The 18,710-nt window shown below is 73.2% G+C and carries 18 protein-coding genes and 1 riboswitch; of the genes, 11 read left to right on the top strand and 7 right to left on the bottom strand.

From position 1 onward, the window contains the following. Positions 1–95: 95 nt before the first annotated feature. The 4 genes from ACZDWJ_RS06255 (at position 96) to ACZDWJ_RS06240 (ending at position 3,074) form a co-directional block, all read left to right on the top strand. Entirely contained in the window at positions 96–1,691 is a 1,596-nt protein-coding gene (locus ACZDWJ_RS06255) for a sensor histidine kinase (protein ID WP_463520071.1), read from the top strand. After that, on the top strand, positions 1,688–2,335 hold the full coding sequence (locus tag ACZDWJ_RS06250; RefSeq protein WP_463520070.1) for a response regulator: 648 nt from the start codon (positions 1,688–1,690) through the stop codon (positions 2,333–2,335). The genes ACZDWJ_RS06255 and ACZDWJ_RS06250 overlap by 4 nt, the downstream gene beginning before the upstream one ends. Positions 2,336–2,566: 231 nt before the next feature. Next, positions 2,567–2,782 (top strand): Flp family type IVb pilin, encoded by a 216-nt coding sequence (locus ACZDWJ_RS06245; RefSeq protein WP_463520069.1) that lies wholly within the window; start codon positions 2,567–2,569, stop codon positions 2,780–2,782. 76 nt (positions 2,783–2,858) lie between these two features. Further along, positions 2,859–3,074 (top strand): Flp family type IVb pilin, encoded by a 216-nt coding sequence (locus tag ACZDWJ_RS06240; protein ID WP_463520068.1) that lies wholly within the window; start codon positions 2,859–2,861, stop codon positions 3,072–3,074. 129 nt (positions 3,075–3,203) lie between these two features. Here ACZDWJ_RS06240 and ACZDWJ_RS06235 read toward each other — a convergent pair whose 3' ends face one another. From ACZDWJ_RS06235 to ACZDWJ_RS06215, 5 genes are all read right to left on the bottom strand, one after another. Then, a complete protein-coding gene (locus tag ACZDWJ_RS06235; protein WP_463520067.1) occupies positions 3,204–4,475 on the bottom strand; it encodes a M48 family metallopeptidase in 1,272 nt (423 codons plus the stop codon). Between the two features lie 63 nt (positions 4,476–4,538). Continuing rightward, positions 4,539–5,801: a gluzincin family metallopeptidase gene (locus ACZDWJ_RS06230; protein WP_463520066.1), complete on the bottom strand. Its 1,263-nt coding sequence runs from the start codon at positions 5,799–5,801 to the stop codon at positions 4,539–4,541. A gap of 97 nt (positions 5,802–5,898) precedes the next feature. Then, complete coding sequence (locus ACZDWJ_RS06225; protein WP_463520065.1) at positions 5,899–6,900, bottom strand: C40 family peptidase; 1,002 nt, start codon at positions 6,898–6,900, stop codon at positions 5,899–5,901. Positions 6,901–6,913: 13 nt separating this feature from the next. Further along, a riboswitch (cyclic di-AMP (ydaO/yuaA leader) is annotated at positions 6,914–7,076 on the bottom strand. A gap of 213 nt (positions 7,077–7,289) precedes the next feature. Then, on the bottom strand, positions 7,290–7,496 hold the full coding sequence (locus ACZDWJ_RS06220) for a hypothetical protein (protein WP_463520064.1): 207 nt from the start codon (positions 7,494–7,496) through the stop codon (positions 7,290–7,292). Positions 7,497–7,605: 109 nt separating this feature from the next. Beyond that, positions 7,606–8,949, bottom strand: a complete 1,344-nt coding sequence (locus ACZDWJ_RS06215; RefSeq protein WP_463520063.1) for an NYN domain-containing protein — start codon at positions 8,947–8,949, stop codon at positions 7,606–7,608. Between the two features lie 145 nt (positions 8,950–9,094). Between ACZDWJ_RS06215 and ACZDWJ_RS06210 the strand changes: the two genes are divergently transcribed. From ACZDWJ_RS06210 to ACZDWJ_RS06200, 3 genes are read left to right on the top strand one after another with little or no spacing between them, the layout of a single operon-like run. Beyond that, the gene (locus ACZDWJ_RS06210; protein ID WP_463520062.1) at positions 9,095–10,876 is read left to right on the top strand and encodes a DEDD exonuclease domain-containing protein; all 1,782 of its coding nucleotides are present in this window, start codon (positions 9,095–9,097) and stop codon (positions 10,874–10,876) included. Between the two features lie 9 nt (positions 10,877–10,885). Further along, the gene (locus tag ACZDWJ_RS06205) at positions 10,886–11,164 is read left to right on the top strand and encodes an Lrp/AsnC family transcriptional regulator (RefSeq protein ID WP_463520061.1); all 279 of its coding nucleotides are present in this window, start codon (positions 10,886–10,888) and stop codon (positions 11,162–11,164) included. A 20-nt stretch (positions 11,165–11,184) separates the two neighbouring features. Beyond that, positions 11,185–12,576 carry a hypothetical protein gene (locus ACZDWJ_RS06200; RefSeq protein ID WP_463520060.1) on the top strand — a complete coding sequence of 464 codons (1,392 nt, stop codon included), beginning with the start codon at positions 11,185–11,187 and terminating at the stop codon, positions 12,574–12,576. Positions 12,577–12,626: 50 nt separating this feature from the next. Here ACZDWJ_RS06200 and trpD read toward each other — a convergent pair whose 3' ends face one another. After that, positions 12,627–13,682: an anthranilate phosphoribosyltransferase gene (trpD, locus tag ACZDWJ_RS06195; protein WP_463520059.1), complete on the bottom strand. Its 1,056-nt coding sequence runs from the start codon at positions 13,680–13,682 to the stop codon at positions 12,627–12,629. A 4-nt stretch (positions 13,683–13,686) separates the two neighbouring features. After that, a complete protein-coding gene (locus ACZDWJ_RS06190; RefSeq protein ID WP_463520058.1) occupies positions 13,687–14,103 on the bottom strand; it encodes an Rv3143 family two-component system response regulator in 417 nt (138 codons plus the stop codon). Between the two features lie 220 nt (positions 14,104–14,323). Between ACZDWJ_RS06190 and ctaE the strand changes: the two genes are divergently transcribed. Genes ctaE through qcrB form a run of 4 tightly spaced genes read left to right on the top strand, consistent with a single transcriptional unit; the run spans position 14,324 to position 18,687 of the window. Continuing rightward, positions 14,324–14,992 (top strand): aa3-type cytochrome oxidase subunit III, encoded by a 669-nt coding sequence (gene ctaE / locus ACZDWJ_RS06185; protein WP_463520057.1) that lies wholly within the window; start codon positions 14,324–14,326, stop codon positions 14,990–14,992. Between the two features lie 49 nt (positions 14,993–15,041). After that, positions 15,042–15,917: a cytochrome bc1 complex diheme cytochrome c subunit gene (gene qcrC / locus ACZDWJ_RS06180; RefSeq protein ID WP_463520056.1), complete on the top strand. Its 876-nt coding sequence runs from the start codon at positions 15,042–15,044 to the stop codon at positions 15,915–15,917. Then, the gene (gene qcrA / locus ACZDWJ_RS06175) at positions 15,914–16,981 is read left to right on the top strand and encodes a cytochrome bc1 complex Rieske iron-sulfur subunit (RefSeq protein WP_463520055.1); all 1,068 of its coding nucleotides are present in this window, start codon (positions 15,914–15,916) and stop codon (positions 16,979–16,981) included. Before qcrC ends, qcrA begins: the two co-directional genes overlap by 4 nt. Continuing rightward, positions 16,978–18,687: a cytochrome bc1 complex cytochrome b subunit gene (gene qcrB, locus ACZDWJ_RS06170; protein WP_463520054.1), complete on the top strand. Its 1,710-nt coding sequence runs from the start codon at positions 16,978–16,980 to the stop codon at positions 18,685–18,687. Before qcrA ends, qcrB begins: the two co-directional genes overlap by 4 nt. Positions 18,688–18,710: the final 23 nt, after the last annotated feature.

The raw sequence follows: 18,710 nt of genomic DNA, 5'->3' as shown, positions 1-18,710 counted from the left end.
GACGGGGTCCAGAGACCATAATCACAGGCCTCGGACCACCGACCGAGCGTCCGCACGGGCGTCCGGCACACGACAGGTCGAGCGAGGGGGAGGTCATGACGACGCTGCAGCGTCAGGTGTTCCGTCTGGCCGCGGCCGCCCGGCTCTTCGTCCTGGTCGTCCTCCTCGGCAGCGCGGTGTACGCGCAGGACCGCGACGCGCTGAACGCCGTGCTCGTCGTCGGGGGCATCTGGGTCGTGGTCCAGCTCGCCGAGCTGCGCCCCGAGCGCACGCTGGGCGTCCTGAGCATCCTCGAGCCGATCGCGGTCGGCGTGGTGTGCGGCGTCGCGCTGCACAGCACGACGTCGGCGATCGGCCTGCTGGCCGTCCCGGCGTTCACCGGCGGCCTGCACCGCGGCGTGCGCGGCATGGGCGTCGCGCTCTCGGCCCAGCTGACCGCGATCGTGCTCCTCGCCTACGTCGTCTACGACGGCATCACCCCCGACCAGAGCGTCGCGACCTTCACCTGGACCGTCACCGGGCTCGGCCTGGGCCTGGTGGCCTGCTTCGTGCGCAGCGCGCTGCTGCGCAGCAACGACCCGCTGACGCCGTACTACTACGCACAGACCCTCATCCGGCAGCTCATCGGCCTCAGCGGCGACCTCAGCTCCGGCCTCGACCCCGCCATCCTCGGGGGCGCGATCATGGCGCGCATCGACGACGAGCTGCCCACCTCGGTGCTGGCGCTCTACGTGCCCCGCGAGGACGAGCTGGTGCCGCTGGTCACCAAGTCGCTCGACGAGGAGCTCGGGCAGCCCGGGCAGCCCGGCCTCGACGATCACCTCGCGCTCGCGCAGAGCGCCTGGGACGGCGAGGAGACGCTCGTGCTCGACGCCAGCGGCCGCGTCGCCCTCGTGCTGGTCACCGACGCCGGCCGGGTCGGCGTCGTCGCCGCCACCCCCTCCTCCAGCGGGGTGGAGGCGCGCGACCTGCAGCGACGCCTCAGCCGCGCCCTGCACCCGCTCGCGGTGCAGCTCGACACCGCCCTGCTCTTCGCCCGCTTCCGCGACACCGCCACCGCCGAGGAGCGACGTCGCCTCTCCCGCGAGATGCACGACGGCGTCGCGCAGGACATCGCCTCGCTCGGCTACCTCGTCGACATCCTGTCCTGCACGCCGCCGGGCCCGAAGCAGGAGGAGCAGATCGAGCTCCTGCGTCAGCGGATCTCCGCGGTCGTCGCCGAGGTGCGGCGCACGGTCATCACGCTGCGCACCAGCGTGGGCTCCAGCGAGTCCCTCGGCACCGCGATCGGCTCCATCGCCCGCAACCTCAGCCAGGTCTCGGGCATGCCCATCGCCGTCACCCTCGACGAGCAGCCGACGCGGCTGCGGCCCGAGGTCGAGGCCGAGCTGTTCCGCATCGCCCAGGAGGCGATGAACAACGCCGTCAAGCACTCCGGGTGCACCCAGATCCAGGTGCACTGCCAGGTGCAGCCGCCGGCCGCGTCGATCACCGTGAGCGACAACGGCCGCGGCATGGGGGTCGGACGCTCGGACTCCTTCGGCCTGGGCATCATGCAGGAGCGCACGCATCTCATCGGCGGCATACTGACCCTGTCCGAGACCCCCGGCGGCGGCCTCACGGTGCGCGTCGTCCTCGGCAACCATGCCCTCGGCACCCCGGCCGAGGAGGAGCAGAAGGCGGAGCTGTGACCGAGAAGACCCGAGTCCTGCTGGTCGACGACCACGAGCTGATCCGCACGGGTCTGGCCGGCGTCTTCGACCTGCAGGACGACATGGAGATCGTCGGCGTCGCCGGCAGCGTGGCCGAGTGCATGGCCAAGGCCGCCGAGCTGCGACCCGACGTCGTCGTCACCGACCTGCAGCTGCAGGACGGCACGGGGCTCGACATCGTCCGCGCGCTGCGCAAGGTCAGCGAGACCATCGGCCTGGTGGTGCTGACGATGCACTCCGGCGACGACCAGATCTTCGCCGCGATGGAGGCCGGCGCGTCCGGCTTCGTGGGCAAGGACGCGCCTTCGATGGAGGTCGTCAAGGCCGCCCGGCACGCCCGGGTCTCACCGCGCTCCTTCGTCTGCGCCGGACTCGTCGGCGCGATGATGCGCCGCTCGGCCGCGGAGTCGACCCGCCTCACCGACCGCGAGCACGAGGTCCTGCTGCTGCTCGCCGACGGTCTCGGCGCGGCCCAGATCGGCCAGCGGCTCTACCTCAGCGAGTCCACCGCGAAGTCCCACATCGCGAAGATCTACCAGAAGCTCGGCGCCACCAACCGCGCCCAGGCGCTGGTCACCGCCATGCGCGTCGGACTGCTCTCGACGGTCAAGCCGACCCCCTAGTCGCTCACCTCCGGTCCCCCGACGGCCCTCCACGCACCGCGTGGGGGGCCGTCCTCGTGCGCGCTCCGGTCGTCGTCCCGCGCTAGCCCGAACGGGCTACCGGAATCGACGCGGTCATCTGATTCAGGTCCGGTGCCGCCCGGCCGATGATCTTCCATGTGAGGTCGACGCCTCACCGGAACGGTCCCAGCCCGAACCGATCCACCACTTGCACCCCTCTGGGAGAACGTCATGATCGAGTACCTGCGCCTGCTCTTCTCCGGCCGCCGACCCACCGCCGACGACCGCGGCGCATCCGCCGTCGAGTACGGCCTGCTGATCGCCGGCATCGCCGCGGTCATCGTCGTCGCGGTCATGACCCTCGGCCCGGTCGTGAAGAAGGCCTTCACCACCACCTGCTCGTCGATCACCAGCAGCAACACCGCGATCGCCACCGGCACCTGCTGAGCCTGGTCGCCCCGGACCTCGGGCCCCGCGGCGACCCCCTGTTCCCGATCCCGACCGCCACGACAGGACCACCACGATGACCGACCACCTCCACGCCACCGACGCTCCGAGCTCCCCGGACCGCCGTGACGAGCGAGGTGCCTCGGCCGTCGAGTACGGGCTCCTGATCGCGGGCATCGCCGCCATCCTCGTGGTGGCCGTCTTCGCCCTCGGCCCGGTCGTCAAGGGAGCCTTCAGCACCACCTGCTCGAGCGTCAGCTCGGGCGTCTCGCTCAGCGGCACCACCTGCTGAGCCCCCGGCGGACTCCCGTCCGCCAGCGCCGCCACCGCGGCCCGCGAGACCACTCTCTGGGGAGGGAGTGCTGGCCCTCGCCGAGCACGATCGCCGTCGGAACGACGCGGAGTCCCTCAGGACCCCGCCTCAGTCCCCGGCCATCCGCTCGGCGAGGGCCAATCTCGTGAGCACGGTCGGATGGCTGCCGAACCAGACCTGCGACCACGCCGGCGGCGTCGGGTCGTTCAGGGAGCGCAGCGAGAGCTGACGCTGCATCGCCTCGAAGGCCTGCGGGTCGCGCGTGGTCTCCAGCGCCCCGACGTCGGCCCGGATCTCGATGCGCCGGCTCAGGGTGTTCTGCACCGGCATCGCCAGGAACGACGCCACCGCCACCACCGCCAGCACGCGCGGCACCACGGCGGGATCGCCCAGGCGCCGCCGTCCGAGCACCAGGCCGAGCAGCCCGACCCCCGCGGCCGCGCCGAGCGCGCCGAGCGCCGAGCCGGTCAGCACGTCGTCGTGCCGGGCGTGGGTGAGCTCGTGGGCCACCACCGAGAGCACCTCCCGGTCGTCGAGGTCCTTCACGAGGTTGTCGTAGAGCACGACCCGGCGGGTGTCGCCGTAGCCGGACACGTAGGCGTTCAGCGTCGTCGTGCGTCGCGAGGCATCGGCCACCAGGACGTCGTCGAGCGGGACGCCGTCCTTCTCGGCCAGCCGCAGGATGCTGCTGCGCAGCGGCCCGTCGGGCAGCGGGGTGAAGCGGTTCATCAGCGGCTCGACGAGCAGCGGGTAGACGAACGACCCGAGCATCACCAGCACCGCCACCAGCGCACCGGCGACAGCGGGCCACCGGCGCGGGAGACGACGCGCGCACGCCACGAGCGCCAGGACGGCCAGCGCGGTCGTGACGGCCGTGATCGCCTCCGAGACGACGAGGTCGCGCGCGAAGCCGCCCCAGCCCTGGCGGGTCAGGCCGTAGTCGCGCACGTGCACGTGCATGGCCGCGGCGAAGGGCAGGGTGACGACGCGCCCCACGACGAGCAGCACCACGACGCCGAGCGGCACCTGGACCCACCAGGGCCCCGGGGCCCGGCGCATGAGGCGCGCGCCGAGCGAGGTGAGGCCCAGCAGGCACGCGACGAGGATCGACACCGCCAGCGAGCCCCAGCTCCAGACCCGCGCCCAGCGGCTGAACGCCTCGGCGCGCCGCACCTGCTCGGGGTCGAGCACCGACGCCGGCGCCGGGCTGAGGTGCCCGCCGGGCACGGCGTCCCACGGGATCCTCCACCAGGCCAGCAGCACGAAGGCGACCCCCGCCACCAGCGTCACCGCGAGGGCGGTGCCGCGCCAGGGAGGTGCGTCGGCCCCGGCCGGGTCGACGGGAGCGGTCGGATCGACGGGAGGCGCGGACGACGTCACGCCTCCAGAGTGCGTCACCGACCCCGACGGGCGCGAGCCGTGGCCCGGGTTCTCAGCGAGGCCTCAGCCGACGGGGACGTCGGGTGCCTCGCGACCGGTCTCCCCCGAGGGCTGCGGGAGCGCACGCAGACGCTGCTGCCACAGCCGGGTGAGGGAGGCGACGTCGAGGCCGGTCGTGGCCTTGAGCGTCGACGCGATCGGCGCACCCGTGCCCGCGCGGTCGTAGAGACGTCGCAGCGCGGCGGCGCCGGACTCGTCGGCGATCGTGACGCACAGCTGCCAGGCGCTCTCGTAGGTGGCCTCGAGATCGGTGCGGTCGACGCCGAAGTCGTCGGCCGTGGGCAGGGCGTCCGGGATGCCGTCCTTCTCGATGCGCGTGGCCAGGCGAGCGGTGGTCACCGAGAGCGGCAGCCGCACCTCCTGCAGCGCGACCCAGTCCGCGAACCCCTCGATCAGCCAGGTCGGCGCCTTGCTCGCCGGCGCGCGGGTCGCGGCGTGGGTGGTCTCGTGGGTGAGCACCACCTGGGCTCCGTCGCGGTCGAGCTCGTCCATGACCGCCGGGTTGACGAACACGTGGATCGGCGCGGTGGCGGGATCGGAGCCGTCGACGGGGGCGGTGACCGCGGCGATCTGGCGATAGGTGCCCGGCTCCGCCCCGAGGGCGGCGTCGAGGCCCTCGCCGGAGGCCGGGACCTCGAGCACGAGGGAGGTGTCGGGCAGGTCGAGACGTCGGCCGACCTGGGCGACGGCGGTGCGGGCGAGCCCCTCGAGGCGCCGGGCGTCGGACGCGCGCGCCGCGATGACCAGCACCCGGCCCTGCCGGTCGACGGTGACCGGGCCCTGCAGCCACAGGGGCGAGCGACGTCCCCCGCCGCCGAAGGAGCGCACGGCGACCCGGCCGTCGGTCTGGGTGAGCGCGACGTCGACCTCGGTGTCGGCGGCCCGGCGGTCGAAGCCGGGGATCTGCCAGGTGGCCTGCACGACGGCCGTCCACCGGCCGTCGGCGTCGACGGGGCCGTCCTGGTCGACGAAGCGCAGCGAGACCTCGCGCAGGTCGAGCGCGGCGACGTTGCGGGCCACGGCGGCCAGCCGGTCGGCCGCCTCCTGGTCGCCGGCGGGCGCGAGCGCGGCGGCGGCCCGGGCGTCGTGGGCGCGCAGCGCCTGCTCGAGGTCCGCGAGGACCCGGGTGGCCTCCCCCGCGGCCGCGGCCGCGGGGGCACCCGCGCCGGCCGCGTCGGGCTCCACGACGTAGCCGTCGCGGCCGCGCACCAGCACGAGGGTGACGACGACGGCGACCAGCACCACCGCGGCCACGACGAGCCGCACGACCAGCACCCGGCGGCCGCGTCCGGCCGGGTCGGGAGACGACGACGGGCCCGCCGTGGGGGCGGGCCCGGAGTCGGTGGGCTGGTCGGTCAGGGGATCAGCCCGGACGGACGGCGCCGCTGAACGGCATCGAGAAGACCGGGGCGACCTGCACGCCGGTGCTGGGGTTGGCCGCGTGGACGATCTTGCCGTCGCCGATGTAGATGCCGACGTGGCTCACGGGGCTGTAGTAGAAGACGAGGTCGCCGGGCTGCAGGTCGCTCTGGGAGACCGGGGAGCCGGAGGACATCTGCGCCTGCGAGGAGTGCGGCAGCGAGACGCCGGCCTGGGCCCAGGCCATCATCGTGAGGCCGGAGCAGTCGAAGGCGCTCGGGCCGGCCGCGCCGTAGACGTAGGCGTCGCCGACCTGCGCGAGGGCGTAGGCGACGGCCGCGCCGGCGCGGCCGCTGACCGGGACGTCCTTGAGCGCGGCGACGTCGGCGGTGCGGGTGGTCTCGCTGCGGGAGACGACCTGGGCGCGCTGCTCGGCCTGGAGGCTGCCCAGGAGGGTCTTGGCCTCGGCGAGCTTGGCGTCGATCGTCCGCTTGTCCGAGGCGAGGTCCTTCTTGACCTCCGCCAGCTGCTTGGCGCGCCGGGCGGTGGCCTCCGAGCGCAGCTCGAGGGCGCGGGCCTGCGTGGCGTAGGTGGAGTAGAGCTGCTCCTGCAGGTCGCTGTAGGAGGACATGGTGGCCATCTGGTCGAGGAAGGAGCTGGGGTCCTTCGAGACGACGACCTCGCTGACCGTCGAGAGGCCCTGGCCCTCGAACTGGCGCAGCACGGAGTCGCGGACCTGGCCCCGGGCGCTCTCGAGGCCGCGGGCCTGGCGCTTCTGGTCGGCCTGCAGCAGACGCAGGTCGCGCTGGAGGTCGGCGAGCTGCAGGCGCGCGTCGTTGTAGCGCTCCGAGGCCTGCTCGGCCTGGTGGTAGAGCCGATCGACACGAGCCTGCACCGTCTCGACGCTGGGCTCCGCCTGGGCGGGGAGGGTCGGGATGAGTCCGGCAACGGCCACGAGGGCCAGACCGGCAGCCGCGCTGCCGAGTCGCTTCCGTCCGTCGAGCACGAGCGGGCGCTCTCCTTGTTCGTCGTGACGTCTACCGGGTGAGCTGACGGGTTCGGGCACGACTTGCCCTACCCCCGCTCCTCGGCCGGTCGGGCCGCCTTGCGGGAGATACACCCCAGAGGTGGTGGTTCCCCGGCTCCCGCGCCCGGAGGCGAGGGACTCGACGCGGTGCCCGCGCGGTCCGGTGTGGACCGCTGCTACGTGCACCTGAGGGGTGAGGCTAGACAACGGGTGGGAGACGCGCCAAAACCGGCTCGCATGTCGGGCGCGTTCCTGAGGTGATCTAGACCCCTGGGTCGGCTCTCCTGTCACAGGAGTCACATCAGCCCCGTGTGCCCCACCGGACCGGCCCGGCCCGCCGCCCGGACCCCGCCGGTCGGCCGCCCGGCTCAGGCGGACTCCACGATCGGGGCGTCGACGGGGTCGACCAGGCGCAGCGGCGGGACGAGCCCGCCGGCCGCGAGGGCGTCGAGGGCGCGACGCTCCTCGTCGTCGAGGGAGAGGTCGGGCGCCGGGCCGAGCAGCACCGTGACCACGCAGTCGTGGCACGCGAGATCGCGCATCAGGCAGGAGTCGCAGTCGATTCGTGTCGTCATGGGCGGCACGCTGGCACCGCGCGCCGACAATCCGGCCCGGGACGACACGCCGGCGGCGTGTCGGCGTGTCGCTGCGCGTCGAGCGGGCCCGGAGCGCAGCGCCGGCGGGTCAGCGGGCGACGACGTCGAGCAGCACCGCGGCCGGCACGCCGCGCGCGCCCGCCCGACCCACCCGGGCGAGCACCTCGCGGTCGTCGGTGGCCACCAGCACCACGCGCCCGGCGGGCTCGGCCTCGGCGAGCTCGCCCACGACGTCGTCGGCGATGACGCCCGGCGGGCTGAAGACCACCCGCACCCCGCGCGGCGGGCTCACCGGCGGCCGGGTCTCGGAGTCGGCGGCGTCGAAGACCACCGTGGTCTCCACGCCCGTGCGAGCGCTCAAGGGCGCCAGGGCCGCCAGCAGGCGGGCCCGCTGGACCTCGAGCGGCGCGGCGGGCCAGCCGGACTTGCTGACGTTGTAGCCGTCGACGATGAGGCGCGAGCGCGGCATGGCGAGGTAGCCCTCGACCATCGACGCGGTGAGCGGCACGACCGCCCCGGGAGCGGCGGTGGGCACCGAGGACTCCGCGAGGCGGGTCTCCAGCCGCTCCCCCGGCGTCCCGACGACCGTGGGCAGCGCCAGCTCGCGCCGCAGGCCGGCCGCGGCGTCGAGGACGGTGTCCAGGAGCAGCCGCGCGCGGGCGGTGACGTCGTCGCGCTCGGCGCGGGCGGCGCGGCGCTCGGCGGCCTGGTCGGGCGCCCGGCGACGCTCGAGCAGCTCGACGCGCTCGCGGGCCAGGGCCAGGTCGGCGGCGAGGCGCTCGACCTCGGCCCGGGCGACGTCGCGCTCGGCCCGGGCGGCCTCGAGCGCCTCCTGCGCCTCCCCCACCTCCGACCGGGTCTGCTCGCTGGGCACGCTGCGACGCACCTCGGCGATGCGACGGCGCAGCGCCGCGACCTCGGCCTTGTGCTCGTCGAGGTCGTGGCGGTGGGCGGCGCGGGACTCGCGCAGCTGCTGCTCGACGCGCTCGAGGCGACGCGCGAGCTGCTCGGAGCGCGACTGCTCCCGATCGGGGTCGGGCGCCGTGGCGCCGAGCTCGTCGAGCGCGGCGGTCAGCGCGTCGGCCCAGCCGTCGGGACGCAGCAGCCAGGCGCGGGCGGCGCGCTCGGCCGGCGCCTCCGGCTCCGCGCCGGGACCGGCACCGGATCCCGTGCCGGTCCGGGCCGCGACGAGCGTCGCGAGCCGCTCGCGCAGGGCGTCGTCGGCCAGGGCGTCGAGGATCGCCCCCGTGCCCAGGCGGGCCCGCCGCGCGGCGGCGAACCCCGCGACGCGGCGCAGGGCCGGCGGCAGGGTGCCGGCGTCGGGCAGCACCGCCGCGACCTCGGCCACGATCCGCAGGCGGGCGGCGTCGGGCAGGTCCGCGAGGCCGACGACGGGGGTCGTCGGGGCGCTCGGGACGGGCTCGGGGTTCACGGGGTCCTCTCGTCGGGGCCCGCTGCCGGGCCGCACCGCCGCGGCGCGGTCGGGTCCTCCAGCCTACGAGGCCGGGGCCCGCGGGCGAACCGGGTTCCCGCGCGCCGCGCCGCGATTGTCGGTGCCGCGGCCTAGCGTCCGCTCCATGGTGGCCGAGCAGGTCCCCGGACGTCCGGGGCGATGGGAGCAGCAGCGGGGCTTCGACGAGCTCGGCCGCCCCCTGCGCGACCTCACGTTCTGCGTCGTCGACCTCGAGACCACCGGCGGCTCGGCGACCGGCGGCTCGATGATCACCGAGATCGGCGCGGTGAAGGTCCGCGGCGGCGAGGTCCTCGGCGAGTTCCAGACCCTGGTGAACCCGCGGTCGTCCATCCCGGCCTTCATCGCCGTGCTCACCGGCATCTCCGACTCCATGGTCGCCGGCGCACCGCCCATCGAGTCGGTGCTGCCGAGCTTCCTGGAGTTCGCGCGCGGCTGCGTGCTGGTCGCCCACAACGCACCCTTCGACGTCGGCTTCCTGCAGCACTTCGCGGCCGAGCAGGGCCTGCCGTGGCCGCGCTTCGAGATCCTCGACACCGCCCGCCTGGCCCGCCGCGTCGTCACCCGCGACGACGCCCCCAACTGCAAGCTCTCCTCGCTGGCCGCCCTCTTCGGCGCCACCACCACCCCGAACCACCGCGCGCTGTCCGACGCCCGCGCCACCGTCGACGTCCTCCACGGCCTGTTCGCCCGGCTCGGCGGCCTGGGGGTGCACACGCTCGAGGAGGTGCAGACCTTCACCTCGCGGGTCACCCCCGCCCAGCGGCGCAAGCGGCACCTCGCCGAGGCCCTTCCGCACGCGCCGGGGGTCTACCTCTTCCGCGACGCCCGCGCGAAGGTGCTCTACGTCGGCACCTCCCGCGACCTCCGCACCCGCGTGCGCACCTACTTCACCGCCTCGGAGACCCGCTCCCGCATGGGCGAGATGGTGGCGCTGGCCACCGTCGTCGACGCCGTCCCGTGCGCCACCACCCTCGAGGCCGCCGTGCGCGAGCTGCGGCTGATCGGCGAGCACAAGCCGCCCTACAACCGTCGCTCCCGGTTCCCCGAGCGCATGCACTTCGTCAAGCTCACCCGCGAGGCGTGGCCGCGGCTCTCGCTGGTCACCTCCGTCCGCGACGACGACGCCGACTACCTCGGGCCGTTCTCCTCCAAGGGGGCCGCCGAGCGGTGCGTCGCCGCGCTTCACGAGACCTTCCCGGTGCGGCAGTGCAGCGGACGCCTGGCCCGCCGGGCCCGCCGCTCGGCGTGCGTCCTGGCCGAGCTGGGCCGCTGCCTCTCCCCCTGCGACGGCTCGGCCGACGAGGACGCCTACGCCGAGGTCGTCGACGCCCTGCGCACCGCGCTGCTCCACGACCCCGACGACGTCGTCGTGCGGCTCGAGGAGCGGATGGGCCGTCTGGCCGCCGACGAGCGGTTCGAGGAGGCCGGCCAGCACCGCGACCGGCTCACCGCCTTCCTGCGCGGCGCCGCCCGCCACCAGCGCCTGCGCGCCCTCACCGGCTGCCCCGAGGTGGTCGCCGCCCGCCGCGAGGACGACGGCCGCTGGGCCGTCCACGTCGTCCGGCACGGGCGCCTGGCCGCGGCCGGGGTGATCCCCAGTGGCGCCGACGCCCACCAGTACGTCGCCCAGCTCAAGGCGGGCGCCGAGACGGTCCGCCCCGCTCCCGGGCCGGTCCCGGCGGCCAGCGCCGAGGAGACCGAGCGCATCCTGCGCTGGCTGGAGTCCGACGGCGTCCGGCTCGTCGAGGTCGACGGCGAGTGGACCTGCCCGGTGCGCGGCGCCCACCGCCACCTGGCCCGCCACGACGCCGTCGCGCTCTCACGCCGCGAGCTCGTGCCCTTCGACGACCGCCGGTCGCTGCGCCCCACGGGCCCGGTGGCATAGCCTCCCCCCATGATCACCGCGATCGTGTTCGTCAACGCCGAGGTCGCCCGCATCCCCGAGGTCGCCGAGGCGATCGCCGCGCTGGACGGCGTGTCCGAGGTCTACTCCGTCACCGGCGAGATCGACCTCATCGCCCTCATCCGGGTGCGCTCCCACGACGACGTCGCCGCCGTCGTCGCCGATCGCCTCAACAAGGTGCCGGGCGTGGTGTCCACCCAGACCCACATCGCCTTCCGCGCCTACTCCCGTCACGATCTCGAGACCGCGTTCTCCCTCGGACTCGACTGAGGCCTGCCGATCACTCCTGCGTGGTCACCCGTCTCGTCCGAACCGGCATCCCGGCGCTGCTGACGGCGGCCGTGCTCGCCGTGGTGGCGCTGCGCCAGCTGCGCCAGGCGGTCAACCTCGACACCTTCTTCCACCTGGTGATCGGCCAGCGCTTCCTCAGCGACTGGGCGCCGTGGGACCCCGGTCAGCCGACGCCGCAGGCCACCAAGCACTGGTACCCCACCCAGTGGCTCAGCCAGATCGTGCTGGCCGGCACCGACGACGTGCTGGGGCTGCGGGGCGTGCTGTGGCTCTCCTCGGCCGTCGGCGTGGTCTTCATGGTCGTGGTGCTGCGCACCTGCCGCCGGGAGAGCTCGCTGGCGATCGCTGCCCCGATGGCCGCCGTCGTCATGCTCGCGGCCGCGCCCTCGATCTCCAGCCGCCCGCAGCTGGTGAGCTACCTGCTCGTCGTGGTCGTGCTCGGCGCCTGGCTGGCCACGGCCCGTGACGGCCGGCTGCGCTGGTGGCTGGTCCCGCTCACCTGGCTGTGGGCGATGCTGCACGGGATGTGGGTCATCGGCGTGGCCACGAGCCTGGCCGCGGCGGTCGGGCACGTCCTGGACCAGCCGACGACCGAGCGCCGCCGAGCGATGCGGGCGCTCCTGATCCCCGTGGCGTCCTTCGCCGTCGCCGGCCTGACCCCGGTCGGGCCGGGCCTCTACGGCGCGGTGCTGGCCGTGGGCTCGCGCGCGAGCTACTTCGGCGAGTGGGCGCCCACCGACTTCACCTCGCCCACCGGCGCCGTGGTGGCCGCGCTGATCCTCCTCACGGTGGTGGCCCGGGCGCGCACCGGCCCGGACCTGTGGCTGGCCGACCTCCTGCTCCTCGACGCGATCGGCTGGGCCCTCTACAACAGCCGCGGCATCCCGGTGTCGGCCGCGCTGCTGGCCGTCCTGCTCGCCCGGCAGCTGGGCCGCGGTCCGGTCGCGGTGCTCGCTCCGAGCCGTCGCGAGCGCGGACTGCTGCTCGCGGGCGCGGCGGTCGCCGTGGCGGGCGCCGGGCTGTACGCGGCCCTCATGCCCGATCCCTCGCCGGAGGAGCCGGCCTGGATGGCGCCGAGCCTGGCCGCGCTGCCGGCGGGCACGCCGGTGCTCAGCGAGATCCAGTACGGCTCCTACCTGCTGTGGGCCCACCCCGAGGTCGACGCCGCCTACAACGGCTACGCCGACGCCTACACCGACGCCGAGCTCAAGGACGTCATGACGGTGCTGGACCTGCAGCCCGGCTGGCTGCAGGTGCTGGATCGGCAGGGCGTCGACGTCGCGCTCACCAGCACCGAGGGACCCCTCGCCTACGCCTTGGAGCACAGCGCCGGCTGGCGCGTCGTGCACCGCTCCGAGGACGTCGTGATGCTGCAGCGTCCGTCGTCCTAGCGCCGCCTGCCGGCCACGGCCGGGCGGGGTCGGTCGGGGCCGGTCGGCGCCTAGGCCGTCGCGGCCACCCAGCGCTCGAGCACGGCCGCGGCGGCGCCCTCGTCGAGCGAGGCCTCCGCGCGGGCCATCCCGGCCCGAAGCACCTCGTGGACGGCGTCCTGATCCGACGGCGCAGCGGCGTCGACCTGGGCGTGGACGGCCAGCGCCGCGCCCGCGTTGAGCACGACGGCGTCTCGGATCGGACCGCGCTCGCCGGCGAGCACGCGCCGCACGACCTCGGCGTTGTGCGTGGCGTCGCCGCCGCGCAGGTCCTCGGCGGTGGCGGGCGCAAGTCCGAGCGCGCGTGGCTCGACGGCCGAGCGCACGACCTCGCCCCCGTGGACGACCCAGAGGTCCGAGGCGTCGCCGGTGGTGAGCTCGTCGAGGCCGTCGCGGCCGCGGAAGACCCAGGCGTCCACGCCGCGGGCGGCCAGCACCCCGGCCATCACCGGCGCCGCACCGACGTCGGCGCAGCCGATCGCCTGCGCCGCGGGGCGGGCCGGGTTGGTGAGCGGACCGAGGAAGTTGAAGCTCGTGCCGATGCCCAGCTCGCGTCGCGGCAGCGCCGCGTGGCGCATCGAGCCGTGGAAGGCGGCCGAGAACAGGAAGGTGATGCCCGCCTGCTCGGCGATCGGCCCGACGCGGTCGACGGGCAGGTCCAGCCGCACGCCCAGCCGCTCGAGGACGTCGGCCGACCCGGAGGCCGAGGACGCCGATCGGTTGCCGTGCTTGGCGACCCGCGCACCGGCACCGGCCGCCACGATCGCCGACATCGTGGAGATGTTCACCGAGAGCGAGCGGTCCCCGCCGGTGCCGACGACGTCGAGCAGGCGTCCGGGGATCGAGATGGGAGCGGCCTTCGCCAGCATCCCCTCGGCGAGGCCGCCGAGCTCGGCGACGGTCTCGCCCTTGGCACGCAGCGCGACGGCGAAGCCGGCGATCTGGGCGGACGTGGCCTCTCCGGCGAGGATCTCCCCCATCGCCCAGGCGGCCTGGTCGGCGCTCAGGTCGTGGCCGGCGACCAGGCGGCCGAGGACGTCGGGCCAGGTCGCGGCGGGTGCGCTCACGCGCTCAGCCGGCGGCGGCGACGCGACCCCGCAGCAGGCCCACCACGGTGTCGGCGAGCTGCAGCGGGTCGAGCGGGTGGGACACGGCCGCCTCGGCGCGCGACCACGTGGCCAGCCAGGCGTCCTGCGGACGTCCGGTGAGCACGACGATCGGGGGGCAGCGGTAGATCTCGTCCTTGAGCTGCTTGGCGATGCCCATGCCGCCGGCCGGCACGGCCTCGCCGTCGAGGACGGCGAGGTCGATGGTGCCGGAGTCCATCGAGGAGATGACGACCGGCTCGGTCGCGACCTCGACGTACTCCACCTCCGGCAGGTCGGGGTGCGGGCGGCGGCCGAGGGCCAGGATCACCTGCTGGCGGGTCGTCACGTCGTCGCTGTAGACGAGGACGCGGAGCGTGCGGTCCGTGGAGGTCTGGCTCACGAGCGCGATGCTAGCCCCCCGCCTGCCCCTCGTCACGAGGGCCTCAGGGCCTGGACCCGGCCCGCCGTCGGGCCCGCCCCGAGCGCCCCGGAGACGCCCGCCACCGGCGGGAACGGGACTCGGACGGCGCTCGGACGGGACTCCGACGGCACTCCGACACGACTCCGGAACCCCCGACGTGACACATCCCTCGCATGAGACAGCGGGGACCCCGGCTCGCATGCGCGAGATGGTCGGCCATAATGGGTCTGTGGCGACCACGGCAACCATCCCTGCATCCCGTCTGCACGGGCATCACGACCGGCCCAGCATGGTCAGCGTCGGAACGATCATCTGGCTCTCCAGCGAGCTCATGTTCTTCGCGGCCCTCTTCGCCGCGTACTTCACGATCCGCTCGGTCAGCCCGGAGCTGTGGGCGCAGAACACCGAGTCGCTGAACGTGCCGTTCGCCTCGGCCAACACCACGATCCTGGTGCTCTCCTCCCTCACCTGCCAGCTCGGCGTGTTCGCCGCCGAGCGCGGTCAGGTCGGGCGCTCCGGCTCGATCTTCCACATCAAGGGCTGGGGCCTGCGTGAGTGGTTCATCCTCACGTACGTCATGGGCGCGATCTTCATCGGCGGCCAGGCGGTGGAGTACACCGAGCTGGTCCACGAGGGCATCACCATCCAGGACTCCGCCTACGGCACGATGTTCTACCTGACCACCGGCTTCCACGGCATCCACGTGACCGGCGGCCTCATCGCGTTCCTGCTGGTCCTGGGCCGCACCTACCTCGCCCGCCGGTTCACCCACGAGCAGGCCGTCAGCGCCATCGTGGTCTCCTACTACTGGCACTTCGTCGACGTCGTGTGGATCGGGCTCTTCGCCACGATCTATCTCGTCAAGTAATCCCCCTCGTCGCCCGCCGACCCTTCAAGGATCGAGGACAAGAAGCATCGTGCGTCTCCTGAACCGCTCCGCCGGCCGAGTGTCGCGGTATCGCCGTGGCCCGGTCGCCGGGCTGCTGCTCCTGCTGCTCGGACTCGGCCTCACCGGTGGTCTCTACCAGACCTTCTCCCCGGCGCAGGCCGCGAAGTCCGACACGCAGGCGATGAAGGTCGAGGAGGGCCGCAAGCTCTTCCTCGTCGGCTGCTCCTTCTGCCACGGCCAGAACGGCCAGGGCATCTCCACCGTCGACGGCAAGCAGCTCGGCCCGTCGCTGGTCGGCGTCGGCGCCGCCGCCGTCGACTTCCAGGTCGGCACCGGCCGCATGCCGATGGCCCGGCCGGGTGCCCAGGCCCCGCGCAAGAAGGTCGTCTACACCCAGGACGAGATCGACGCGATGGCCGCCTACGTGGCCTCGCTCGGCCCCGGCCCCGCGGTGCCGAACGCCAAGGACTACAGCACCGACGGTCTGACCGAGGAGGAGCGCAAGCAGGCCATCGTCCGCGGCGGCCAGATCTTCCTCACCAACTGCACCGCGTGCCACAACTTCGACGGTGCCGGCGGCGCGATGCCGCGCGGCGGCTACGCCGTCAACCTGCACAGCGTCGAGCCGCGCTACATCTACGAGGCCCTGCTGACCGGCCCGCAGAACATGCCGTCCTTCAGCAACGGCAACCTCTCCCCCTCGGAGAAGCGCGACGTCATCGCCTACATCACCTCCATGCGTGACACCCCGACGTACGGTGGATTCAGCCTCGGTGGTCTCGGCCCCGTGGCGGAGGGCCTGTTCGCCTGGGTCGTCGGCATCGGCGGTCTGGTCGGATTCGCGATCTGGATCGCGGCCCACAGCACCCGTTCGTCGAAGAAGAAGGAAGAGGTCGAGGCATGAGCGACAACCTGCCCGAGCTTCCTGAGAGCGAGCCCATCAAGGACCCTGGTCTCCCTGAGCACCAGTGGCGTCCCACCGACGTCGACGAGCACGCCGCCAAGCGCGCCGAGCGTCAGGTCGCGACCCTGTTCGGCCTCTCGGCCGTGTGCACGCTGCTGTTCCTGGTGTCCTACTTCACCTTCAAGGTGGGCAACAACTGGGACTCCAACCTGGGTCTGGGCACCTCCAACGTCGCCCTCGGCCTGACCTTCGGCGGCGCGCTGCTGTTCATCGGCGCCGGCGTCATCCAGTGGGCCCGCAAGCTCATGGCCGACCACGAGATGGTCGAGATGCGCCACCCCGCGGCCTCCTCCGAGGAGGACCGCGAGGCCACCGTCGCCGCGCTGCAGGCCGGCCTCGAGGAGTCGGGCATCGCCCGACGCCCCCTCATCCGCAACTCACTCCTCGGCGCGGTCGGCCTCCTCGGCGCGCCCGCCGTGGTGCTCCTGCGCGACCTCGGCCCGCTGCCGGGCGACAAGCTCAAGAGCACCGTGTGGAAGAAGGACATGCGCCTGGTCCGGGACGTGGTCGGCACGCCGATCCTCGCCTCGGACCCCGAGATCGGCGATCTCATCAACGGTGCTCCCGAGGCGCTGTTCCCCAACGAGGAGAACGGCTACCCCGAGATCGAGGGCGTCCCGCTCCAGCAGGCCAAGGCCAAGGGCGCGATCATCCTCGTCCGCATCGAGCCCGACGAGCTCAAGCCCGGCAAGGGCCGGGAGAACTGGGACGTCGACGGCATCGTCGCCTACTCCAAGATCTGCACCCACGTCGGGTGCCCCATCTCGCTCTACGAGCGAACGACCCACCATGTGCTGTGCCCCTGCCACCAGTCGACCTTCGATCTGGCCGACTCCGCCCGGGTGGTCTTCGGGCCTGCTGCACGCCCCTTGCCCCAGCTGCCGCTGGCAGTCGACGGTGAGGGATATCTGATCGCCCAGAGCGACTTCCTCGAGCCCGTGGGCCCGAGCTTCTGGGAACGTGACAGCAAGAACATCGGCGACCAAGGCGAGGCTGACCTATGAGCATCGACACCAGCAAGGTCGCGGAGAGCAACCGCTCCTCCGCGGCTACCGCCACGAAGCCGAGCCGCGCAGGCGCTGTGGCCACCTGGGCCGACGAGCGTCTCGGACTCGGCACTGCGATGAAGAAGAACCTCCGGAAGGTGTTTCCGGACCACTGGTCCTTCATGCTGGGCGAGATCGCCCTGTGGAGCTTCGTGGTCCTGCTGCTCTCCGGCGTGTTCCTGACCCTCTGGTACAAGCCCAGCATGGGCGAGGTGTTCTACCAGGGCTCCTACGACCCGCTGCGCGGCATCCCCATGTCGGAGGCGCTGGCCTCGACGCTGCACATCTCCTTCGACGTGCGCGGCGGCCTGCTGATGCGCCAGATGCACCACTGGGCCGCGATGCTGTTCGTGGCCTCGATGATGGTGCACCTGCTGCGCGTCTACTTCACGGGCGCGTTCCGCAAGCCGCGCGAGCTCAACTGGGTCATCGGCTCCCTGCTGCTGCTCCTGGGCACGCTCGAGGGCTTCACCGGCTACTCCCTGCCCGACGACCTGCTCTCCGGCACCGGCATCCGTGCCGCGGACGGCTTCATGAAGTCGATCCCGGTCGTCGGCACGTACCTGTCGTTCTTCCTCTTCGGCGGCGAGTTCCCCGGTGACTCGATCATCCCGCGCCTGTTCATCATCCACGTGCTGCTCATCCCGGGCCTGCTGCTGGCGCTGATCGCGGCGCACATGCTGCTGCTCGTGTACCACAAGCACACCCAGTGGCCTGGTCCCGGCCGCACCGAGCAGAACGTCGTCGGCTACCCGATGCTGCCGGTGTACGCCGCCAAGGCCGGTGGCTTCTTCTTCATCGTCTTCGGCGTCACCGCCGTCATGGGTGGTCTGCTGACCATCAACCCGGTGTGGAAGTTCGGGCCCTACGACCCGACCAAGGTCACCGCGGGCTCCCAGCCCGACTGGTACATGGGCTGGCCCGACGGCGCGCTGCGCATCATGCCCGGCATCGAGTCGCACCTGTTCGGTCACACGATCGCCTGGAACGTCTTCCTGCCGATCATCGTGCTGCCCGGCCTGATGTTCACGATCCTGATGATGCTGCCGTTCCTGGAGTCCTGGATCACCGGCGACAAGCGTGAGCACCACCTGCTGGAGCGTCCGCGCAACGCCCCGACCCGCACCGCCGTGATGGTCTCGCTGATGACCTTCTACGGCCTCATGTGGGCTGCCGGCGGCAACGACATCATCGCCATCAAGCTGCACCTGAGCATCAACGCGATCACCTACTTCATGCGCGTGGCCGTCTTCGTCGGTCCCGCCCTGGCGTTCGTGATCACGCGCCGCTGGTGCATCTCGCTGCAGCGTCACGACGAGCAGAAGCTGCTCCACGGCTACGAGACCGGCATCATCATGCGGTCGGCCGAGGGCGGCTACAGCGAGCGTCACGCCCCGATCTCGGAGGCCAAGGCCTACATGCTCACCGCGCGCGACCGCGACGAGGTGTACGTGCCCGAGACCAAGCTCGACGAGAACGGCGTGCCGGCCCGGGTCGGTCGCCTGGACGCCCTGCGTGGTCGCCTCTCCGCCCTCTGGTTCGCCGACAACGTGCAGAAGCCGACGACCGAGGAGATCGAGGAGGCCAAGCACCACTTCGAGCACGAGCTCGAGGGCCACGACGATCACGCCGCTCTGGAGAGCAGCGAGAGCGCCAAGCACTGACGCAGTCGTGCACGACCAGGGGG

It is taken from the genome of Nocardioides sp. B129/18 (genome assembly GCF_055282735.1).
The sequence above is the reverse complement of the archived record's forward strand: the minus strand, read 5'-3'. Positions and strand labels throughout refer to the sequence as shown.